General features: G+C 71.0%; 14 protein-coding genes. 5 read left to right on the forward strand and 9 right to left on the reverse strand.

Annotated features, from left to right (window positions below; all coding sequences use genetic code 11):
- Nucleotides 1–54: 54 nt before the first annotated feature.
- Nucleotides 55–807 carry a hypothetical protein gene (locus tag AB8810_RS06315; protein WP_369915863.1) on the reverse strand — a complete coding sequence of 251 codons (753 nt, stop codon included), beginning with the start codon at nucleotides 805–807 and terminating at the stop codon, nucleotides 55–57.
- Nucleotides 808–1,009: 202 nt separating this feature from the next.
- On the opposite strand from AB8810_RS06315, the gene AB8810_RS06320 reads away from it, so the two are divergent.
- Together AB8810_RS06320 and AB8810_RS06325 are read left to right on the forward strand one after the other, a co-directional pair.
- A complete protein-coding gene (locus AB8810_RS06320; RefSeq protein WP_206230508.1) occupies nucleotides 1,010–2,296 on the forward strand; it encodes an O-acetylhomoserine aminocarboxypropyltransferase/cysteine synthase family protein in 1,287 nt (428 codons plus the stop codon).
- 357 nt (nucleotides 2,297–2,653) lie between these two features.
- The gene (locus AB8810_RS06325) at nucleotides 2,654–3,742 is read left to right on the forward strand and encodes a sterol desaturase family protein (RefSeq protein ID WP_369915864.1); all 1,089 of its coding nucleotides are present in this window, start codon (nucleotides 2,654–2,656) and stop codon (nucleotides 3,740–3,742) included.
- Between the two features lie 75 nt (nucleotides 3,743–3,817).
- On the opposite strand, the gene AB8810_RS06330 is transcribed toward AB8810_RS06325, so the two are convergent.
- Together AB8810_RS06330 and AB8810_RS06335 are read right to left on the reverse strand one after the other, a co-directional pair.
- Entirely contained in the window at nucleotides 3,818–4,132 is a 315-nt protein-coding gene (locus AB8810_RS06330) for a PsiF family protein (protein ID WP_179566602.1), read from the reverse strand.
- A gap of 226 nt (nucleotides 4,133–4,358) precedes the next feature.
- On the reverse strand, nucleotides 4,359–5,108 hold the full coding sequence (locus AB8810_RS06335; RefSeq protein ID WP_369915865.1) for an SDR family NAD(P)-dependent oxidoreductase: 750 nt from the start codon (nucleotides 5,106–5,108) through the stop codon (nucleotides 4,359–4,361).
- A gap of 97 nt (nucleotides 5,109–5,205) precedes the next feature.
- Between AB8810_RS06335 and AB8810_RS06340 the strand changes: the two genes are divergently transcribed.
- Nucleotides 5,206–5,577 (forward strand): helix-turn-helix domain-containing protein, encoded by a 372-nt coding sequence (locus tag AB8810_RS06340; protein WP_191824362.1) that lies wholly within the window; start codon nucleotides 5,206–5,208, stop codon nucleotides 5,575–5,577.
- 90 nt (nucleotides 5,578–5,667) lie between these two features.
- Here the strand turns inward: AB8810_RS06340 and AB8810_RS06345 are convergent, their stop codons facing one another.
- Nucleotides 5,668–6,471 (reverse strand): helix-turn-helix domain-containing protein, encoded by an 804-nt coding sequence (locus tag AB8810_RS06345; protein ID WP_369915866.1) that lies wholly within the window; start codon nucleotides 6,469–6,471, stop codon nucleotides 5,668–5,670.
- A 66-nt stretch (nucleotides 6,472–6,537) separates the two neighbouring features.
- Here AB8810_RS06345 and AB8810_RS06350 point away from each other — a divergent pair, with 66 nt between their 5' ends.
- Entirely contained in the window at nucleotides 6,538–7,767 is a 1,230-nt protein-coding gene (locus AB8810_RS06350) for an MFS transporter (RefSeq protein WP_369915867.1), read from the forward strand.
- A 103-nt stretch (nucleotides 7,768–7,870) separates the two neighbouring features.
- Complete coding sequence (locus AB8810_RS06355; protein ID WP_179566594.1) at nucleotides 7,871–8,761, forward strand: GyrI-like domain-containing protein; 891 nt, start codon at nucleotides 7,871–7,873, stop codon at nucleotides 8,759–8,761.
- Here the strand turns inward: AB8810_RS06355 and AB8810_RS06360 are convergent.
- The 5 genes from AB8810_RS06360 to AB8810_RS06380 are packed head-to-tail and all read right to left on the reverse strand — an operon-like array spanning nucleotide 8,758 to nucleotide 15,901.
- The gene (locus AB8810_RS06360; protein ID WP_369915868.1) at nucleotides 8,758–9,954 is read right to left on the reverse strand and encodes a type III PLP-dependent enzyme; all 1,197 of its coding nucleotides are present in this window, start codon (nucleotides 9,952–9,954) and stop codon (nucleotides 8,758–8,760) included. The genes AB8810_RS06355 and AB8810_RS06360 overlap by 4 nt on opposite strands.
- A complete protein-coding gene (locus AB8810_RS06365; RefSeq protein ID WP_369915869.1) occupies nucleotides 9,951–11,714 on the reverse strand; it encodes an IucA/IucC family siderophore biosynthesis protein in 1,764 nt (587 codons plus the stop codon). Before AB8810_RS06365 ends, AB8810_RS06360 begins: the two co-directional genes overlap by 4 nt.
- On the reverse strand, nucleotides 11,692–12,864 hold the full coding sequence (locus AB8810_RS06370) for an MFS transporter (protein ID WP_369915870.1): 1,173 nt from the start codon (nucleotides 12,862–12,864) through the stop codon (nucleotides 11,692–11,694). Before AB8810_RS06370 ends, AB8810_RS06365 begins: the two co-directional genes overlap by 23 nt.
- Entirely contained in the window at nucleotides 12,861–14,678 is a 1,818-nt protein-coding gene (locus tag AB8810_RS06375; protein WP_369915871.1) for an IucA/IucC family protein, read from the reverse strand. Before AB8810_RS06375 ends, AB8810_RS06370 begins: the two co-directional genes overlap by 4 nt.
- Nucleotides 14,675–15,901: an acetyl-CoA carboxylase biotin carboxylase subunit family protein gene (locus tag AB8810_RS06380; protein WP_369915872.1), complete on the reverse strand. Its 1,227-nt coding sequence runs from the start codon at nucleotides 15,899–15,901 to the stop codon at nucleotides 14,675–14,677. Before AB8810_RS06380 ends, AB8810_RS06375 begins: the two co-directional genes overlap by 4 nt.
- Nucleotides 15,902–15,999 lie beyond the last annotated feature (98 nt).

Raw genomic sequence — 15,999 nt, forward strand, 5'->3', positions numbered from 1 at the left:
CGGCGCCGTTGCAACGGCGCCGGTTTTTTTCCGCCATGCAGTGGCGCGTGGCGCCTATTTCGCCAGGGAAAGAGAGATTTCCGCCACGCATGCCGCCTCGGGGTGGGCGCGTTGTTCCACGAACAGGCCTTGCAACGTGGCCCCGACGGCAAGCTTGTCGCGCCGGAAGCTGGCGCTGACGCCATAGTCCGATTCCGCGAACGCCTGGCTGGGCGGCTCCAGAGAGTAGTACTGCTTGGAGAATCCGGCGGCGGCGAGCCTGTCCGCCAATTGGCCGAGCCGCAGCGGGCACACCCCGTCCATGTCGCGATAGCGGTAACCCTGCTCGCCATCCGCGGATGCCGCGGTATCCGCGTGCGAACTGATGGAGAGCGAGAGCGACGCCTCTTCCGGCGTGTACGTCGCTTCGATCCGTTGCTGGAATGCGGTGCCCGGTGCGTCGACGTAGGCGACGAAGACGCTGCCGACCGGTTGCGGTGGCGAGGGATTCCACGGCTCGGCGCGTGGGGGCGGCAGCATGCCGGGAAAGAAATCGACGTCGAAGCGGTCGCACAGATGGGCGAACTTCAAGGCCGCCTCGTCGCCGGCGATCACCGCGTCGAGCACGCCGAGATAGCGTTGCGTCAGGATCTTCGCGGAAACGCCGTCGCCGGACGCGCGATCGGCAGCATGCCGCTGCTGCGGCGTAGCGCAATTGCCTGGCTGGCTCCATTGCTCCATGACGTAGGACGGCGACGGCGCAGCTCGCGCGAACACGGGCAGGACCAGGAGCAACAGCGAGAATGGGCGGGCGGCGGCGTGGTTCATCGGGGAGCATCCTGCGTGCAGACCAACCCATGATACGAGGCGACTGCGCACCGCTGCATCGGCGCGGCCGCTCAGCCGCGCAAGCGCCCGCGTCCGCGTCCGCATGCGCTGACAACCCCGCGGCATGGCCTCATAACCGCAGGTTTGCATCCGCCGCCACGCATGGCGCTATCGTCTCGGCTCCTCTTGCCGAGACCCGCCCATGTCCGACCCGAACTGGAAGCTGGAAACCATCGCCGTGCATGGCGGCTACCGCCCCGATCCGACCACGCGCGCGGTGGCGGTGCCGATCTACCAGACCGTGGCCTATGCCTTCGACGACACCCAGCACGGCGCCGACCTGTTCGACCTGAAGGTGCAGGGCAACATCTACAGCCGCATCATGAATCCCACCACCGATGTGCTGGAGCAGCGCATCGCCGCGCTGGAAGGCGGCATCGGCGCGCTGGCGGTGGCCTCCGGGCAGGCCGCGGTGACCTACGCGATCCAGACCATCGCCGAGGCCGGCGACAACATCGTCTCCTCCAGCGCGCTGTACGGCGGCACCTACAACCTGTTCGCGCACACGCTGCCGCTGTCTGGCATCGAAACCCGCTTCGCCGACTACCGCGATCCGAACGCGTTCGCCGGGCTGATCGACGACCGCACCAAGGCGATCTTCGTCGAGTCGATCGGCAATCCCCGCGGCAACGTCACCGACCTGGAAGCGGTCGCCGCGATCGCGCATGCGCACGGCGTGCCGCTGATCGTCGACAACACGGTGCCCACGCCGTACCTGCTGCGGCCGATCGACTTCGGCGCCGACATCGTGGTGCATTCGCTGACCAAGTACCTGGGCGGGCACGGCACCAGCCTGGGCGGGGCGATCGTGGACTCGGGCAAGTTCCCGTGGGCGGCGCACGCGCAGCGTTTCCGCCGCCTCAACGAACCGGACGTGAGCTACCACGGCGTGGTCTACACCGAGGCGCTGGGCGAGGCCGCCTACATCGGCCGCGCGCGGGTGGTGCCGTTGCGCAACACCGGCGCGGCGCTGTCGCCGTTCAACGCCTTCCAACTCCTGCAGGGCATCGAGACGCTGCCGCTGCGCATGGACCGGATCAATCAGAACACGCTGGCGGTGGCCAAGCACTTGCAGACCGAGGCCAAGGTGGAATGGGTCAACTACGCCGGCCTGCCCGGGCATCCGGAGCATGCGCTGGCGCAGAAGTACCTGCGCGGGCACGGCTCGGGCGTGCTCACCTTCGGCCTGCGCGGCGGCCGCGCCGCCGGCGCGCGCTTCCTCGACGCGCTGCAGCTGTTCACCCGGCTGGTGAACATCGGCGACGCGAAATCGCTGGCCACCCATCCGGCCTCGACCACGCACCGGCAGCTGTCGGCGCAGGAACTGGAGCGCAGCGGGGTCAGCGAGGACACGGTGCGCCTGTCGGTCGGCATCGAACACATCGACGACCTGCTCGCCGACCTGCGGCAGGCGCTGGCGCAGGCCTGACTCGCGCCCCGGCCCGAGCCACGCGCGGCCGCGGCGACCTGGGCGCCGCAGCCAGGACGATCGCCCCCGGCGACAGGCACGCGCGAACGACAGCCAGGCGAAAGGATCGGCCGCCACGCTAAGGCGTGTCGTCCATCCTCGTGCAGGTCGCGCCGGGGTTGGCGTGCTGTCGGCGGGCGGTGCGTGGCGTAGCGCCAGACTGGGTGGTCGGGTCGCGCCGCGCGCCGCCCGCTGGCGGCCGGCCAGTTCCACTCCGCAGCTTCGCTGCCGGCGCGTTCCGCGCGGGGATGGACGACACGCCCATCTGCCCGGCGGCCGCGCCGGCGTCGTCGTGTCCGCAGGCCAGGAGCCGTCCTCATGTTGTCCATCGCGCATGCCTGGTCTGTCGTCGTCGCCGCGGTGGCCGAGCATGCGGTGGCGCCGCTGCTGGCCGCCTTGCACCTGACCGGACTCAGCGACGACCCGCGCGAGATCGCCGCTTCGTTGCTGATCGCGGCGCTGCAGCTGTGCATCATCGGCGTGCTGTTCCGCCCGCTGGAAAGCCTGTGGCCGGCCGAGCGCTGGGAGCACCGGCGCCTGGCCAGGATCGATTTCCACTACACCTGGCTGATGCTGGTCGGGGTGTTCCCGCTGTTCTCGTTCCTGATCCTGACCCCGCTGGCCAATGCGCTGGGCGGCGCCGACGCGAGCGCTGCGGCGGCGCCGGCATCCGGCCTGCGTCACGCCTGGCCATGGCTGGACCGGCATCCGCTGGCGCTGTTCGCGCTGTACTACCTGGCCTACGACTTCACCTACTACTGGATGCACCGGATCCAGCACTGGTTGCCGTGGTGGTGGGCGATGCACAGCATGCACCACAGCCAGCGCCAGCTCAGTTGCTGGGCCAACGATCGCAGCAACTACCTGGACGGTGCGCTGCAATCGTTCGTGCTGGCCGCGGTGGGCGTGGCGTTCGGCATCGCCGCCGACGAGTTCGCCTGGCTGATGCTGCTCGGCGAACTGGTGCAGAACCTGTCGCACGCCAACGTGCGCTTCGGCTTCGGGCCGGTGCTGGACAAACTCCTGGTCGATCCGCGCTTCCACCGCCTGCACCACATGCGCGTGGACCCGCAGCGGCCGAACCTGCACAACTGCAATTTCGGCCAGGTGTTCGCGTTCTGGGACGTGCTGTTCGGCACCGCGTTGTACGGCGAGCCAGTGCGTCCCACCGGGGTCGGCGATCCGATGGTGGATCGCGACAACGACCTGGGCCTGGTCGCGCTGCAACTGGAGGGGTTGAAGCGGTTCTGGGGCGCGGTGCGTCGGCGTGCCGGATGGCGGCCGGGCGAGGTCGCCTTCAGCGAAGACTACGTGCCGATCCCGGTCGAGCATGGCGCGGTCGATCCTGCCGCGGCGCAGAGCGGCCGCATGCCGTCAGCGAACCGCGCCGCCGATCCTGCGGCCTAGCCGTTCCCTGCGCTGGACGCGGCCTGCCTGCGGCACGCGTCCATGCCACGTTCGCGGCCCAGGCGGCCGGACCGGTCACTGCTTCTTCAGACAGCCGCTCATGAAGGTCTTGCGCGCATCGCCCTGCAGTTTCTGCGTGGCCGCCTTGGCGTTGCAGTCCTTCATCCGTTGCTGCGAGGCGTTGCCCGATGCCGGCGCAGCACTGCTGCCGCTGAGGCAGGCCTTCTGCGCGGCCTTGTAGTCGTCGCCTTTCTTGCCCTTGTTCTGGGCCGAACACTGGGCCATCAGCGACTGCTGCGCGGTCTGCGGCCTGGCTGCGGCGGCGGCCAGCGGCGGCATGGCGCTCAGGCCCAGCAGCAGGCACACGGCGAGGGAGAGGGAACGGGTCATGGCGGTGCTCCGGTCGGTGGTGCGCGCATCCTGCGCCTGCGGGTCTGACCGGACCGTGACACGGTTCACGGGATAGCGGGAGAGAATCGATTCGGCGGCTGGCCGAACTGGCGCTCGAACCGTCCTAGCCGAGTGCGACCGCCACGCCGATGAGGCGGTCACCCGTTCCGGCCTGCGGCAGATGCGCTGCGGTCATTGGCCGCAGCGCCTCGACAGCGCAGATCAATCAAACCTGCGCGAACCCGCCATCCACGAACATTTCGCTGCCGGTGATGAAGCTGCTCTCGTCCGACGCCAGGAACAACGCCGCCGCCGCGACTTCGTCCGCCCGGCCAATGCGCTCCAACGGGATCTGCGCGGTCATGCCGTCGATGATCGCCTCCTGCTGGCCCGTGCTGGACAGCGCCAGATCCAGGCCCGGCGTCGAGATCGGCCCGGGCGAAAGCACGTTGACGCGAATGCCGGTGCCTTTCAGGTCCAGCGCCCAGCTCCTGGCGAAATTGCGCAGCGCGGCCTTGGTGGCGCTGTACACGCTGAACGCCGGTGTGCCCATGGTGCCGGTGGTCGAGCCGGTCAGGATCACCGAACCGCCGGCGCGCATCAGCGGCAACGCCTTCTGCACGGTGAACAGCGTGCCTTTGACGTTGATGCCGAAGGTGCGGTCGAAGGAGTCTTCGGTGATCGATCCCAGCGGCTGGAAGTCGCCCAGCCCCGCATTGGCGAACAGCACGTCGATGCGGCCCTTGGCGGCTTGGACCTGGGCGAAGACGCGGTCCAGATCGTCCAGCCTCGAAATGTCGCCCTGAATGGCGATGGCGTCGGCACCGATCAGGCGCAGTGCCTTGTCCAGTTCTTCCTGCCGGCGTCCCACGATGACGACCTGGGCGCCTTCGGCCGCAAAGCGCACCGCGCTTGCCAGACCGATGCCGCTGTTGCCGCCGGTAACCACTGCAATCTTGCCGTTGAGCCTGCTCATGATGCGCTCCAGAGAATGTCGAGGCGCAACTGTAGATCCGTACTTTTATTTTGAATAGTATGCACCATCAGGTAAGTACCTTCGGAGCGATCGGATCATGGCCAACACCACTTTCAGTTGCGGTCTCGAGGCCGCCCTGTCCGTGCTCGGCGGCAAGTGGAAGCCGCTGATTCTCTATAACCTGGCGAAGAACGTTCATCGCTATGGCGAATTGCGGCGCGCCATCGGCGGCGTGACCGACAAGGTGCTGATCCAGCAACTCAAGGAGCTGGAGCGCGATCAGGTCGTCGCGCGCATCGACTTCCAGGAGATCCCGCCCAAGGTCGAGTATTCGCTGACCCCTTTCGGGCAATCCCTGGCGACCGCACTGGGAGGGCTGTGCGAGTGGGGCACGGAGCACATGCAGACGGTCGAACGCATCAGCGAACGCCGCGCGTCCGCCGCTTCCAGATCCGAATCCGCTGCCTGATCGTGCGCCCCCAGCCTGCAGGCGGCGGTGGCGGCCGCGCGGCAGCAGATGTGGCACCGCTGCGCTGCCGCCGCCGCGCGCTCGGCGCCGCTAACGGAAGAACTGGCTCGGCGGCTGGCCGAACTGGCGCTTGAACATCGCGGTGAACGCGCTGGGGCTGTCGTAGCCCAGTTCCAGCGCCACGTCGATGATGCGGTCGCCGGCGGCCAGCCGTTCCAGCCCGCGCAGCAGGCGCAGCTGCTGCCGCCATTGGCCGAAGCTCATCTGCAGTTCGCGCCGGCACAGGCGCTGGATGGTCTTGACGTCCACGCCCAGCCGCGCCGCCCAGTCGTGCAGGGTGGTGCCGTCGGCGGGATCGGCATCGAGCGCGGCACCGATGCGCAGCAGGCGCGGATCGTGCGCCTGCGGCAGGTGCAGCGGCAGCGCCGGCAGGGCGTGCAGCTCGTCCAGGATCAGCCGCATCAGGCGTCCGTCGCGCGAGTCGGCGGCGTGGTCCCAGGGCACGCTGGCGGCGCTGCGGATCAGCGCTTCCAGCAGCGGCTCCACCGCCATCACCGTGGGCTGCGCCGGCATGCCGGCGATCGCGCCGGGGCGGATGTACAGGCTGCGCATCCCCAGCGTGCCGACGCAGCGCACGCTGTGCACGGTGCCGGCCGGCATCCATAGCGCGCGGGTGCTCGGCACCACCCAGTGGCCCTGGCCGGAGCGCACCACCATCAGCCCGTGCAGCGCGTAGACCAACTGGTGGCGCGCATGCCGGTGCGGAGCGATGGCGGTTTCGCTGGGATAGTCGGCGGGCTTGCACACCACGTCGGCGGGCGCGTCGTCGATGCTCCACGCGGCCGGCGCGACGCTGGCGGTCTCCCTGTCCTTTTCTCGACGAGTGGTGGGCATGTTGCGCAGGAAGGTCGAAGCGGGTCAGCCTACCATGCGCGACGAGCCCCCACTGACCGGTCCGCCATGTCGAGCCTGCGCCCTGCCGCCGCCACCGTTCCTGCCGCCGCCACACCCCGCCCGGTAGTGGCCGGGGTCCTCGCCGCGATCACTTCCTCGCACCTGATCAACGACATGATGCAGTCGCTGATCCTGGCGCTGTACCCGGTGCTGAAGGGCCAGTTCCAGCTCAGCTTCGCCCAGGTCGGGATGATCACGCTGACCTACCAGCTGACCGCCTCGCTGTTCCAGCCGCTGATCGGCTTGCGCACCGATCGCCGCCCGGCGCCGTACTCGCTGCCGCTGGGCATGACCTCGACCCTGTGCGGCCTGCTGCTGCTCGCGTATGCGCCGAGCTTCGCGATGGTGCTGCTGGCCGCGGCGCTGGTCGGGATCGGCTCGGCGATCTTCCATCCCGAATCCTCGCGCATCGCGCGGCTCGCCTCGGGCGGGCGGCATGGGTTGGCGCAGTCGGTGTTCCAGGTCGGCGGCAACACCGGCACCGCGCTGGGGCCGCTGATCGCCGCGGCGGTGATCGTGCCCAACGGCCGCCACGCCGTGGCCTGGTTCGGCGCCGCGGCGCTGCTCGGCATCGCCCTGCTGTCCTACGTCGGCCGCTGGTACGCGCTGCACCTGCAGGCGGTACGCGCCGCGCCGCGGCCGCTCGCCACGGCGCCGGCATTGCCGCGCAAGACCGTGCTGCGGATCGTGGCGATCCTGCTGCTGCTGATCTTCTCCAAGTATTTCTACATCGCCGGGCTGAGCAGCTACTACACGTTCTATCTGATCCGGCGCTTCGGGGTGTCGGTGCAGAGCGCGCAGTTGCATCTGTTCGCGTTCCTGCTGGCCTCGGCGCTGGGCACGCTGATCGGCGGCCCGGTCGGCGACCGGATCGGGCGCAAGCCGGTGATCTGGGTGTCGATCCTGGGCGTGGCGCCGTTCGCGCTGGCGCTGCCGTACGTGGGGCTGCATGCGGCGACCGCACTGACCGTGCTGATCGGCTTCGTGCTGTCCTCGGCGTTCTCGGCGATCCTGGTGTACGCGCAGGAAATGATGCCCGGCCGCATCGGCACCATCTCCGGGCTGTTCTTCGGCTTCGCCTTCGGCATGGGCGGGTTGGGCGCGGCGGTACTCGGCCTGCTCGCCGACCGCGAGGGCATCGTGTTCGTGTACCAGGCGATGTCCTATCTGCCGCTGCTGGGCATCGTGGCGGCGCTGCTGCCGAGCCGGCGTCCGCTGCCGGCGCAGGCGCACTAGCGCAGCCAGGGGCGGGGCGAGCGGGCTGGGCGATCGGCGCAAGATCGGGAACGCGTGGCGCCGCGCGGCGCGGCACACTGGCTCGACCTTGCGGAGATCGGCTATGCGACAGACGCGGATGTCTTCCCAGCAGCGCGGCATCGAACGCGCGCTCGCACACCTGCAGCAGTGCGTGCAGGCGCGCGCGGCCTTGCCCGGCCTGGCCGAGCTGGCCGCGGTGGCACACCAGTCGCCGTTCCACTTCCATCGCGTCTACCGCGCCATGACCGGCGAAACCGTCGGCCGCACCGTGACTCGGCTGCGCCTGCTGCATGCGTTGCAATTGCTTGCCGGCACCGGCTCGATCACCGAGATCGCGCTGGCCGTGGGCTACGAGACGCCGCAGGCGCTGGCGCGCAGTTTCCGCAATGCGCTCGACGCCAGCCCCAGCCAGCTGCGTGCCGATCCGGCGGCGCTGGCCGCACGAACGCAGGCGCTGGCGCAGCCGCCGCGGCAGGCCGTGGATGCGGCACCGGCACCGTTGCGGATCGCGGTGCGGACCTTGGCGCCGTTCGAGGTGGTGGTGCTGCGCCGGCGCGGCGCCTTCGATGCGCTGGATGCCGGCTTCGGCCGCCTGTTCGCCTGGGCGCAGCGTGCCGGCGTGGCCGAGCGGCTGCAGGCGCTGGTCGGCATTCCGCTCAGCGACCATCGCGACCTGCCAGCGCGCGCGCACGTGTTCGAGTGCGCGATGGGTTTCGATGCCGCGGTGTCGCCGCCGGCGCCGTTCGCGCTGCGCACGCTGGGCGGTGGCGACTACGCGCTGCTGCGCCAGGTCGGCAGCTACGCGCAGCTGGAGGACGCGCTGGATCGGGTGTTGGCCGACTGGCTGCCGGGCAGCGGCCATGCGCTGCGCGATGCGCCGTTGCACTACCTGTATCTGGACGATCCGGAAACGGTGGCCGAAGCCGAACTGCGCGCCGACATCTGCGTGCCGGTACAGCGCGATGCCGGCTAGCCCGTCTCGTCCACGAACAGCATCTGCGGCGACGGGTGCATCAGGAACCGCTGGTGCGAGATGTTCCAGGCATAGGCGCCGGCGAGCGGGAATGCCAGGCAGTCGCCCGGCGCCAGCGCCGCGACCGGTTGCGCGCGCGCCAGCACGTCCTTGGGCGTGCACAGCTGGCCGACCAGGGTCACCCGCGTGTCGCGCAGCAGCGGTGGCTGCGTGCCGCGCAGCACCAGGAACGGATGGTCGTGGGCTTGCGCGGCCGGGGTGCGGAAATGATGGGTGCCGCCGCGGCCGATGGCGAAATACTCGCCATGGCTGCGCTTGATGTCGAGCACCTCCATCAGATACCAGCCGCAGCTCGCGCTGACGTAGCGGCCCGGCTCCAGGCGCAGGCGCAGGCCGTCGCCATGCGTGCGCAGCAGCGCCGGCAGGCCGGCGCAGAACCCGGACCAGTCGAACGAGGCCGTCGCATCGGCGTAGTTCACGCCGAAGCCGCCGCCGGCGTTGACCGTCAGCGGACCCAGCGCGTAGGCCTGGCGCCAGCCCTGCACGGTCTGCAGATAGCCGGCGACCAGGCGCAGCTGCGCCTGCGCGTCGCACTGGTGCGACATCAGGTGGAAGTGGAAGCCGGCCAGCTGCAGCGCCGGCGCGTCGCGCAGCAGCTGCATGGCCGCCTCCAGGTCGAGCGCGTCCAGCCCGAACGGCGAGGGCCGCCCGCCCATCACCAGGCGCGTGTCCTGCATGCCGGGCACGGCGATGTTCATGCGCAGGAACAGCGGCACGCGGCGCCCGGCGTGCGCGGCGATGCGCGCCAGCCGCTGCAGTTCGCCCAGGCTCTCCACGTGCAGCGTGCACTGCGGGAGCGACGTGGCCAGGTGCAGTTCGGCGTCGAGCTTGCCGGGACCGCCGAACAGCAACGGCCGCCCCGGCTGGTGGTCGCCCAGCCATTGCAGCTCGCCTCCGGAAGCCGCCTCGAAACCGTCCACCCACGGCGCCAGCGTGCGCAGCAGCGGCGGCTCGGCATTGGCCTTGGCCGCGTAGTACAGCTCGCACTCGGCGGGTAGCTGCGTGCGCATCGCTTCGGCATGCCGGCGCAGCGCCGCCAGGTCGTAGACGTAGGCGCACACTGGTCCGTCGCCGCGCTCGCGCAACTGCGCCAGCGCGGCCGCCAGCGGCGCCGGATCGATGTGCAGGCTCATGCCGCGGCCTGCCGTTGCACCGGCATGACGATCGGATTGGGCAGCAGGGTGTAGTCGGCATGGCGGTCGGCGCGTTGCAGCAAGCGCAGGCGCAGGTTGTTCTTGGCCGGCAGCGGCGCGCCGTCGAGCAGGGCCTGCAGCGCCGGTTGCGGGCCGTGGCGCTGCTGCCAGGCTTGCGCGATCTCGCCGACGATCCGCCACAGCCGCCGCTCGCGGTGGTCGTGGCCGTCGGCCAGATGGAAGATCGCCTCGGCCAGATTGTTGACCAGCGCGCAGTAGGCGATCCGGTTCCAGCCCTGTTCGGCGCTGTAGTACAGCGACTGCCGCGCGGTTTCGGACATGCCGTGCAGGCGCGCGGCCGGCCAGCGCGCCGGCAGCAGCTTGGTGCCTTCCAGATCGCGGATCCAGACCCGCGCCGGCAGGCCGTCCGCGCAGCCGATCACGGTGTTCTGCAGGTGCGGCTCGAGCACGATGCCGTAGTCGAACCAGGCGCTCCAGACCCCGTCCAGCAGCAGTCGCGCATAGGCCCGGAACCAGGCCGTGGTGGCCGCATCCAGGCTGCCGTGGCGCCGTGCCAGCGCCTGCAGCGGCGCGGCGCAGGCGGCATCGCCGCGCGCGTCGCGGGTGAACAGCGCGCCGGCGACCTGCGGTTGGAAGCGCAGCCGTTGCGGCGCGGGGATGGCCTGCCGGTAGAGCATGCCGAAACTTTCGCCGAGCGCGCGGCAGGCCTGCGCATCGCCGCCCAGCGCCGAGAAATCCAGGTCGGTGGCGGCCGGTTCCAGCAGCACCTGGAAGCCCGGCACGCGCTGCGCCAGTTCGCGCCAGGCCGGCGCCAGCAGGCGGGTCAGCGCGACCGCGCTTTCCAGTTCGTACCAGGCGTTCTTGCGCACGCAGTTGGTCAGGCGCACATGCACCGAAAGCTTGAGGAAGTAGTCCAGGTCGGCGTGGTAGAGCGTGCGCACCGACGAGGTCGGGCGCAGCGCGAGGCCGCGTTCGCCCAGCGGTTCGATCCAGCCGCGCGCCTGCGCCTGGCGCAGCAGCGGGTGCGCAAGCACGCGCTCGGCTTCCCATGGATGGCACGGATACAGATCCGCTGCGCCGCCGGCCTGCGCCAGCGTGGCGCGCATGTCCTGGCCCTGCGCGCGGTACAGGCGCGGGTCGATGCGGAACCAGAACAGCGGGAAGCGGCTGCGCGCCTCCGGCGCGCAGGCCAGCACCTGCGCCAGCGGCACGCCTTCGCGGCTCTTCGGCGTCGGATGCAGCGCGTGTCCCCACAGCATCGATTGCTCGGCATCGATCATCGCCTCGCCGCTGGGCGCGGCGGCGTCGGCGCAGCGCAGCAGCTGCGCGGTCACCGCGATGCTGTTGTCGCTCTGCGCGAGCAATTCGGCGTTGAACGCCTCGCCGTCGGCCAGTTCCTGCAGCAACAGGCGCACCAGCGCCGTCGCGTCCAGGCAATGCCACGGCTGTCCGTTGGCTTTCAGGTACGGCGCCGAGTCGAAACGGCAGCGGCCGAGCGTGTCGGCCTGGGCCAGGCGGAGGCACAACGCGGCGCCGGAAGGCAGCTGCAGGCGCAGCCAGCGCTCGCCGGCGCTGGCGATGCCGGGACGGTCCAGGCCGCGGTAGTCGAAGTCGGCCTGGCCGCGGCCGATCGCCACTTCGCGCAGGTAGCAGTTGAGCCAGCAGGTGATCGCCTGCGCTTGCGCCAGGCTGTCGTACCACGGGTCGTGCAGCGGGTCATGCGTCGCGAGCGGGGACATGCGCGGTTCTCCGTACGGAAGTGAGCGAGAGGGCCGGCGCCAGCGCCAGCAGGGCCGCGGCAGCCGCGGCGAGGAACGGCACGGCCAGGCCGTGGCCTTGCACCAGGGCGCCGGCGAGCGCGCCGCCGGCCACGCCGGCGTACTTGCCGAACGCATCGAAGCGGCCGAACAACTGCCCGGCGGCGTGCGCGCTGGCGATGCCGGCGAGGCTGCGGTTGAGTCCGCGCAGCGCCATCCACATGCCCACGCCGAACAGCAGGCGCGCGGCGATCAGCCACGCTGGCGCCTGCAGCACCGCCTGCAGCAGGCAGGCCAGCGCGAACAGCGCCAGCCCGGCCGGCAGCGGCGAGGCGCGGTGCTCGCTGCCGCGCCAGCACGGCAGCAGCACCAGGTAGACCAGGTGCGGCAGGCTGTACAGCAGGCCCGCGGCCGCGGCGTTGCCGATGCCCTGCGCCTGCGCGTAGGGCAGGAAGTATGGGAAGGTCACCACCATCGCGAAGCAGAACAGGAACTGCGTGCTCCACAGTGCCCAGCGCTGCCGGCGCCGGCTGGCGTCGTCGTGCGCGTCGGCATTCGCCGCAGCGGCGGCGTGGCGTGGCCGCGGCGGGTCGGCGGGCAGTCGCCAACTCAGCGCGAAGGCGAGCAGCGGCAGCAGCGCCAGATAGCGGTACAGCGATTGCGCCGGGCCCAGCGCGCTGGCCAGGCCGAGCAGCGCCGGCGCGGTGACCATCGCCAGCCGCGCCGAGAACTGGGTCCAGTCCAGTGCGCGCGCCAGCGGCCCGGTCCGTGCCTGCGTGGTCAGATAGGCATTGGTCGCGGCCAGCGAACCGCCGCAAGCGCCTTGCACCACCAGCCCGGCCACCAGCCAGCCCAGGTCGGGGGCGAAGCCGGCCATCGCGAACCCCAGCGCCAGGCCCAGTTGCGCGCGCAGCAGCGAGCGCTTGCGTCCGTAGCGGTCGGCCAGCCGGCCCCAGGCGCCGGCGGTGAGCGCGGTGCACAGCGTCGGCAGCACGTACAGCACGCCGCTCCAGCCGATCGCCGCGCCCGGCGCCAGCTGTTGCAGTACCTGCGGCAGGAACAGCGGCATGCCCAGTGCGGTGAACGCGGCCAGGTAGTGCGCGGCCAGCACCGGGCCGAGCACGCGCTTCATCGCGCCACTCCGTGCGCGAATGCCGCCTGTGCCGGCACCGCGACAGCAGGCGCTGCCGCGGCCTCGATCTCCTCGCGCAACAGATTGGGCGCGCTGTCGCCGTAGAACTTGTTGATGTCGGCAGCGCCGGTGATCTGCTTGCCGAGCAGGCTGCCGGCGCTGAGCAGGTACTTCACCGGCAGCCGCGGCGCCGCCAGCAGCGCCCGCGCCGGCGCGGTATCGATGCCTTCGCCATGCAGCTCCTGCAGCGTGCCGTGCAGGCGCGCGCGCAGTTGCGCGTGCAGCGGCGCGCGCAACGCGGGCTGTGCTTCGGCCAGGCCTTCCAGCACCGCCTGCAGGTCCAGTTGCAGGATGATGGTGCAGAACATGCGCGCCAGCGCGGCCTCGTCTTCCACCGCGATGCGCACGTCGCGCGGCGGTCCCCACTGCGCCAGTTGCGGCCGCTGCGCATACAGCCGCGACAGTTTCACCCGCGCCGCGTCGTTGTCCTTCAGCAGCAGACGCGGTGCGCGGCCGGGGGCGTAGATCAGCACGCTGTTCTGCTGGTTGGCCTCCAGCGCGATGCCGTAACGCAGCCACAGCCGCAGGTGCACGTGGCACATCAACCCGAGGTAGGCGTCCCACCATGCGTGCAGGTCGCCGCCGTGGAAGCGCTCGGCCAGGTGCAGCGCCAGCGGGCGGCCGTCCGCCATCGCGGCGCACAGGCCGGCCACCGGCACCAGCGTCGCCTCCGGCAACGGCGGATAGCGGCGCAGCAGATAGGCCAGGTGGCGCGCCTCGCCGACCTGACCGGCGTGGGATTCGTCCACGTGCAGGTAGCGCAAGCCCAAGGCCGGATCGTGCGCGGCGATGGCCCGCAGCACGCGTTCGAACCAGTGCCCGTCGTGCAGCGTGGACGGCTTGATCAGGCGCAGGTTGAGCGCGCCCAGGCTGCGCATCGGCAACGGCAGCTTGAGGTGGTGGTCCGGATGGTCCAGCGGGACGACGGTGCGTACCGACAGCGACGGGCGCACCTGCAGCCATGGCTGCGGCGCGGCGATGGCGCCGTCTGGCAGCGCGAAGTCCGCTTCGCCCAGGCGCGCGAAGGTCAGCGGGTGCAGCGGCCAGGCGATGTGGCTGGCGTCCAGCGCCGGCGCCAGGCCGAGCGTGCTCGGACGCGGCCAGAACGTCGGCGGCGGCGTGGTCTGCGCCACCGCGGCCGCCGGCAGCGCCAGCCAGCGCAGCGCGAAGCACGGCGCGAACTCGGGCGCATAGTGCGGCAGCTGCGCGTCGTCCAGTCCGACCTTGGCGCGCGCGGTCGGATAGAACGGATGGTCGCGATGGCTGGCCAGCTGTTCGCAGCGGTAGGCGCGTTCGTGCGCGTCGGCTGCGTCCAGGGCGGCGGCCAGCGACGGGCGCTGTTGCGCGTAGGCCTGCCGCGCCAGCGCGCGCTGGCGTACCGCGCACTCCGCTTCGTCGGCATAGGCGCGGTGCAGGCGCCGGGTGTCCGCATCCAGCCCGGCGCTGATCCGTGCCAGCCAGGTGGCGGCGCCGGATTCGAAGGCGACGCGGTCGCCGTCGCGCAGCAGCCAGCCGTCGCTGCAGGCGCTGAGGTCCTGCAGATAGCCGCGGCGTTGCAGTGGCAGCCACAGTTCGCCGTCGGGCAGGTGCGCGATACGCCACCACAGCGCGTTCGGCAGTGGTGCCGGCCAGGCCGCGAGCAGGGCCGGCGATGGCGTGGCGGCGGCGCCGCGGCTGACGATGCCGCGCAGGTCTTCGCGCAGGCAGGCGTCGATGATGCGCAGGTCGATGTAGCGGCGGTCGTCCAGGTTCATGGCTGCGCTCCCGTGCCGGCCTCGATCCGCCACTGCAGCGGCGCCTCGGCCGCGGCCAGGGCGAGCGGCAGGTCGGCCGCGGCGTCGGCGAGCACGTCCAGCGCGCCCAGGTAGTCCTTGTTGGAGTGGCTCAGGCGGATGCTGTCGCCGGGTTGCCGCAGGCGCCGGTAGCGCGCTTCCCAGCGCGTGTCGTTGCAGGCCTGGTCGTCGCTGGCCATGGCCAGGGTGCCTTCGGCGTCGGCGACGTAGTAGCGCACCAGCGCGTGTTCGCGCTGCGCGCGCAGGATCGGTAGCGGCTGTCCCAGGTGCAGGCCGAGCACGCTGTCGAACCAGCGTCCGCCGAACATGCGGTCGAGCAGGAATTCGCGGCCGTCGCCGATGCTGCGGTAGTTGATCTCGACCAGTACCGGCCCGTCGGCGGTCAGGATGAATTCGCTGTGGCAGGCGCCGAAGCCGATGCCGAACGCCTGCAGCTGCGCCACTGCCTGGCGCAGCGCCGGCGTGTCGGCATCGCCGCGCCAGCTGGCCTCGCATTCGACGAAGTGCGGCGGCGCCGACAGGCGCACCTCGAAGCCGCCCAGCACCTGCAGGCGCTGTCCGTCGCCGAGCGTTTCCACGGTGAACAACGGCCCTTGCAGCACGCTCTCCAGCAACACGCTGCGCTGCGGATGGCGCTGCCAGAAGTCGTCCAGATAGGCCTGCAGCGCGGCGGCGTCGGCGCAATGGCGCACGTCCAGGCTGGCCACGCCTTCGCGCGGCTTGGCGATCAGCGGCCATGGCGCCTGCGCCGGCAGCGGCGCGCCTGGCGCCAGGCTGCAGAACCACGGCACCGGCAGGCCGCGCGCGCGCAGCCGCTGGCGCATCGCGGCCTTGTTCTTGGCCGCATAGCAGATCTGCCAGTCCTTGCCCGGCAGTGCCAGCGCGGCGGCGACCAGCGCGGCGCTGGTCTGCAGATGATCGCTGTTGCTGAACACCGCGCGCGGCTGCAATTGCAGGGTGCTGAGCAGGTCGAGGACGCCGAGCGGATTGAACACGTCGCACTCCAGGATCTGCAACGGCACCGTGGGCGGATGCCGGCGGAAGTGCGCCAGGTGTTCGTGGCGGCGGTCGGTCAGCAGCAGCACCGGAACGCCCAGGCGTTGTGCCGCGGGAATGAAACCATCGGTCACTGCCGGATGGCAGACGTGGCTCAGGATCAGCAGGGGAGCGTCATGCGGGGTCATGATCGGTTCTCGTTCGGAAGACAGGGGCGGACGCGCGCGCCATCGCGCGCGGCCGCGATCTGCGGACACGGGGAGCACGAGGCCGCGGCTGCGGCGCT

Origin of the sequence: Xanthomonas sp. NCPPB 3005, assembly GCF_041228095.2 — a bacterium.
GTDB classification, from domain to species: Bacteria; Pseudomonadota; Gammaproteobacteria; order Xanthomonadales; family Xanthomonadaceae; genus Xanthomonas_A; species Xanthomonas_A bonasiae.